The 4955-nt window shown below is 46.4% G+C and carries 5 protein-coding genes; all 5 read right to left on the bottom strand.

The genetic code is table 11. The features are described 5' to 3' along the window. Positions 1–126: 126 nt before the first annotated feature. Positions 127–459 carry an MGMT family protein gene (locus tag ACTIE6_RS17430; protein WP_439557858.1) on the bottom strand — a complete coding sequence of 111 codons (333 nt, stop codon included), beginning with the start codon at positions 457–459 and terminating at the stop codon, positions 127–129. Beyond that, on the bottom strand, positions 446–1036 hold the full coding sequence (locus ACTIE6_RS17425) for a DUF3109 family protein (protein ID WP_439557857.1): 591 nt from the start codon (positions 1034–1036) through the stop codon (positions 446–448). The genes ACTIE6_RS17430 and ACTIE6_RS17425 overlap by 14 nt, the downstream gene beginning before the upstream one ends. A gap of 9 nt (positions 1037–1045) precedes the next feature. Next, positions 1046–3544: a LysM peptidoglycan-binding domain-containing protein gene (locus tag ACTIE6_RS17420; RefSeq protein WP_439557856.1), complete on the bottom strand. Its 2499-nt coding sequence runs from the start codon at positions 3542–3544 to the stop codon at positions 1046–1048. Positions 3545–3577: 33 nt separating this feature from the next. Beyond that, positions 3578–4219: an O-methyltransferase gene (locus ACTIE6_RS17415; RefSeq protein WP_439557855.1), complete on the bottom strand. Its 642-nt coding sequence runs from the start codon at positions 4217–4219 to the stop codon at positions 3578–3580. Positions 4220–4249: 30 nt separating this feature from the next. Beyond that, a partial coding sequence (gene rfbA, locus ACTIE6_RS17410) for a glucose-1-phosphate thymidylyltransferase RfbA (protein WP_439557854.1) occupies positions 4250–4955 on the bottom strand: 706 nt, incomplete at its 5' end.

The following is a 4955-nucleotide window of genomic DNA, read 5'->3' as shown; positions in this document are numbered from 1 at the left end:
AAGACTAACAAACTGGTCAAAGAAGTTCAGATCGAAAGTACCAGCGAAAAGCTGATCTCATTACAATAGGATTATTAAGGTTCATTATAAAACAAACAATCCCGGCCAAAGTCGGGATTGTTTGTTTTATAATAGTTCCTTTTCGGGATCCCAGAAGCAGGTTTTCCAGTTCTGGATCTTATTGTTTTTGACCACTACACCCTCGCTTTCCAGCAATTCCTGCATTGTAGTAGGTGTTTCAAAAAGTGCCGCAGCTGTAAGTTCGCCCTGGCTATTGACAACCCTGTGGGCGGGAATACCTTCACGTGTATAGCTATTGCCCATTGCCCAGCCCACCATTCTTGCGCCGCGGTTATTTCCCAGGTATTTGGCAATGGCGCCGTAAGAAGTTGCGCGGCCTGCTGGTATCTGCCGGACTACGTCGTATACATCGTTGAAAAACAAATTATCTTTTTTCATTGGCTCTTGCCTCTTCACGCTCGCCGATCTCGTGCGTCAGCTGATCGTACCATTGTGTACCATAAGCACGGATCAGCGGCTCTTTCAGGAATTTATACACAGGTACGCCAAGCTGTTTACCAAAGTCGCAAGCTGGACTGCATATAGACCAGCGGTCGTAGTTTAATGCGTGAAATTCATCGTACTTGGTAACACGAATAGGGTACAAATGGCAGGAAATTGGTTTTTTATAGCTAATCTTACCGTCGAGGTAAGCTGCTTCAATGCCGCATTTAAGAATTTTGTTTTCGTCATAAATAGCGTACGCACATTCCTTCCCGTCAATAATCGGCGTTACAAAGTCACCGTCCCAGTCTTTGGTTGAAGTTCCTTGTTCGGCGATTGCCTTTTTACCTGAATCAGTCAGGTAGGGTTCAACCATCGGGTATATTTCGTCGAGAATGGCTACTTCCTCTTCGTCGAGCGGGGCACCTGAATCTCCTTCTACACAGCAAGCGCCTTTGCATTTGTCCAGATTACAGACAAAAAGCTGGTCTTCGATATCATCACTGATGCAGGTATGGTCAATTAAAATCATGGGTTCTTACTACTGCTGAGGTATTTTAAGTTTTTGTCCCACCATAACGCTATTTCCTGAGATATTGTTTACTCTCTTAAGTTCTTCAATGGAAGTGCGATAGGTTTGTGCAATGCGGAACAGTGTTTCTCCGGCTGCTACGATGTGTGTCTGTACGCCGCCACGGATTGCCTGGTTCACAGCTTCATTATCCGAAGGATTACCTGCGTCACGCCTTACACGTAGCCGCTGTCCCACTTTCAGACGATCCGAATTACTCAGGTTATTCATTTCAAAAAGCTCTTTAATAGTCAGGTTGTAAGCTTTTGAAATGCTGTAATAAGTTTGTCCACCCTGAACAACATGAAATTCTGCATTTGGATCTGCTGTCAGTCTTGTCTCTTGTTTAATTTCTTCCGGTGTCTTGAAAGTGGCAGCAGGCGCATTGCGTGTTACCTCGATTCTTTCGGGAGCTGTTTTCTCAGGAGTTGTCTTTTCAACTACGGGCACAGCTGCATTTTCTTTGCCTGCTTTGCTGACGATCAATTTCTGGCCCACAACCAGTCTGGCCTGAGCGCCTCTGTTGTTGAGATCCAGAAGCTCGCGTAGTGAGAGATTGTATTTGCTCGCAATACCAAAATAGGTATCACCTGACACAACAGTGTGCGTAGTCGCAGCGGCAGTACCCGCGTCTGTGGAAACTTCCTTGGTCGCATTCTCCCTTGCCGCGCGTTCTTCTGCCGCAGCTCTCTGGCGTGCGTACACAGAAGTGGAAGCAGTTGATCTCGTTTCATTCGGTGTAATTACCTTTGACGGACCATCTGCTTTTGCAATCGGGCGTTGTTCCTCCGTGGACTTAAATGAAGTATCTGCATTGTCCTGTGTGATAATCACAACCCTGTCGTCAGATTCCTGCATGACAGGTTGCTTCGAAGCAGGATCCACAGCGCCCGTTTTAGGTACTGATGCAGAGGCTGTTACCGCAGGTGCTGTGGCAGGTGCCTCGGCAGAGGCAGCAGGTGCAGGTGTTTCAGTAGACTTGGTTTCAGCAGGAGCGCCGGACTCTGCTTTCTCAACCAATACTGGTGTATATTTCTTTCTGCCAGACGGTTTGTCAGGGATGGTATTGGCAGCGGTAACCGGTGTTTTTTCAGGTACAACTGCTATAACCGGATCTTTCGCAGCCGGAGGTGTGGTTTGCGGAGGCGCGATAATCTCTATCGGTTGTTTCTTCGGACGCTTTTTGTCCAGGAACAAAACCTGTCCTGTTTGGATAGGGTAGTTCCGGCTGGTAGTACGGTTATATTTTAAAAGATTGACAAGCCGCACACCATATTGTTGCGAAACACTGTGCCAGGTATCGCCTGGTCGCGCTGTGTGGAATGGGGTAGAGGCTTTTTTATGCTTTCTTGATAAATAATATACTTGTCCTGGAACAAGCGGCATTTCTGCCAGCATATCATTGTATTTCATGAATTTTGGAGCTCTTAGCCCACCAGCTTTCGCTAGTGTTTTAGGTTTTGCACCCGGCGTAGCTTCGATCCCTTTCAGCCCATTGATCTCGTACAATGCAGGACTTTGAGAAGGTGGGGAAGTTTTTCTTAGAACCGGGTAACCCGAGTCTTCGTAAACAGAGGCTACAGTAGTTTGCTGTGGCGGCAGCGATAATTTCTCACGTACTTCGGCAACTTGCGCCAGCGGTACAGGGATTGTTACGAGATACTCCCGGTCAGATGGAATCTCATCGTCTACAAGCCAGCGGTTATAGTTTTTCAGTTCTGCTGCCGACACACCCAGCGAACTTGCAATCTGATCCAGCGACTTTCCTTTCCCTAGATCTGACTCGATCAAAACAAATGCATTCGGCGACTTATACCTTTCTATACCAGCTTCCAATGCAATTTTATGTGCAAAAAAACGGAGCATATAACGATCCGTTTTAGCTGTAAGTGTCACTTCACGTGCATAAGCCCAGCTCGCAGGGACAATCTTCTTTACGCCGTTTGCACCAAGGTAGTAAGAGTAGAGTGTAGTAACCCAGTTGTTGAACTGCTGGTTATTTTTTTTGAGATACCAGGCAGCTGCGTGGGTAGAGGAGCTTATATTTTTACGCTCATCAATTTTGTCGTCAACCCGCAGGTTAAGCCCGCGCGCGGTTTCAGGTTTGAACTGCCAGTAACCAACTGCATTCGAGGTGGATACCACATCAGGGCGGAAGGAGCTTTCCTGTACTGCGAGGTATTTAAAATCAATCGGTACTTCTTCGTCCATCAAAATACCTTCCACAATAGGGAAGTGCAGAATAGCCCGATCCATTTTTTCCTCCCAGAACTTTTTGTTGGACATCAGGCTTTTTACATCTTCTTCAATCAGATTTTGTGCGCCGCGGTCAAATTTTACCGTAATTCCTCCGAAAGACACACTTGCGGGTATCTCAGGGGTTTGCGACAAAGACTGACTAACTGTAACAAGCGACAAAATCCACGCAACTGCAAGGTACTTGATGTTCTTAATGAAAGTTCTGGCCATAAAATAGTGGTACTTGACTTACTAATTGTGTGCTTAATTTTTTTGAAGTATCATTAATCCGTCGCGGATTGGCAGCAGCACATTGGAAACGCGGCTATCCTCGTGAACCATACGGTTGAAATCCAGCAACGCCTTGGTGTCTTTGTCGAGCTTAATGCCCTCCTGAATGACTTTGCCACTCCAGAGCACATTGTCGGCGATGATGAATCCGCCCTTTTTTACCTTTTCAAGACAGAGGTTAAAATAAGAAGAATAATTGATTTTGTCCGCATCGATAAAGACCAGGTCGAAGGTATCTTCGAGATCCGGAATGAGATCGAGGGCACTGCCAATTATATATTTGATGGAGGAGGAATAGGAAGAGCGTTCAAAGAAACTGCGGGTAAAAGTTTCAAGCTCTTCGTTGATATCAATGGTAATCAGCTTCCCGCCGGGATTTAATCCCTCGCAAAGGCACAAGGCAGAGTAGCCGGTATAAGTTCCGATTTCAAGGATCCGGTCAGGTCTTATCATTTTTGAAATCATTGATAAGAACCTGCCCTGCAAATGCCCCGAGAGCATACGTGGATTGAGAATGTTAGCGTGTGTCTCTCTGTTCAAAGACTTCAGCAACTCACTCTCATTTTCCGTATGTGCTACGGAATACTCCTCAATTTCCTCTGCCAAAAACTTCATTTAAATAATCCGGACAAAAGAGCCGCCGGCTCAGCCGTTGGCTACAATGCGTTCAAGATAGGTACCATAACCGCTTTTTACGAGTGGTTTGGCGATTTCACGTAACTGATCTGCGGTAATAAAGCCCATTCTGTAAGCGATCTCCTCGATGCAGCCTACCTTTAAACCCTGCCGCTCTTCAATCACCTGTACAAACTGTCCGGCCTGCATCAGTGACTGGAAGGTACCTGTATCGAGCCACGCTGTTCCACGGTTAAGTACGCCTACTTTCAGTTTGCCACGTTCCAGGTATACCCTGTTTACATCCGTGATTTCCAATTCACCGCGTGGAGAAGGCGGAATTGTTTTGGCGATTTCAACAACGTCGTTATCGTAAAAATACAATCCAGGAACCGCGTAGTTTGACTTGGGTGTAGTTGGTTTTTCTTCTATCGAAAGTACATTGTTGGATTTGTCAAATTCCACAACTCCGTAACGTTCAGGATCATGAACCTGGTAAGCGAAGATCACGCCACCATCAGGATCGTTGTTCGATTGCAGAAGCTGCGACAAGCCTGATCCGTAAAAGATGTTATCACCCAGGATCAATGCAACTTTTTCGTTACCGATAAATTCTTCACCGATAATAAATGCCTGCGCCAATCCGTCAGGGCTTGGCTGCACTGCATAGCTGAACTGACAGCCGAGCCTGCTTCCGTCGCCAAGCAGCTTTTCAAAATGCGGCAGATCGTGGGGG

The sequence above is a fragment of the Dyadobacter sp. genome (assembly GCF_051859145.1).
Classification (GTDB): Bacteria; Bacteroidota; Bacteroidia; order Cytophagales; family Spirosomataceae; genus Dyadobacter.
This window is presented reverse-complemented; position numbering and strand designations above follow the sequence as displayed.

Coding starts and splice junctions, on each gene's coding strand:
- ACTIE6_RS17430 (WP_439557858.1), bottom strand. CDS start 459: ATGAAAAAAGATAATTTGTTTTTCAACGATGTATACGACGTAGTCCGG.
- ACTIE6_RS17425 (WP_439557857.1), bottom strand. CDS start 1,036: ATGATTTTAATTGACCATACCTGCATCAGTGATGATATCGAAGACCAG.
- ACTIE6_RS17420 (WP_439557856.1), bottom strand. CDS start 3,544: ATGGCCAGAACTTTCATTAAGAACATCAAGTACCTTGCAGTTGCGTGG.
- ACTIE6_RS17415 (WP_439557855.1), bottom strand. CDS start 4,219: ATGAAGTTTTTGGCAGAGGAAATTGAGGAGTATTCCGTAGCACATACG.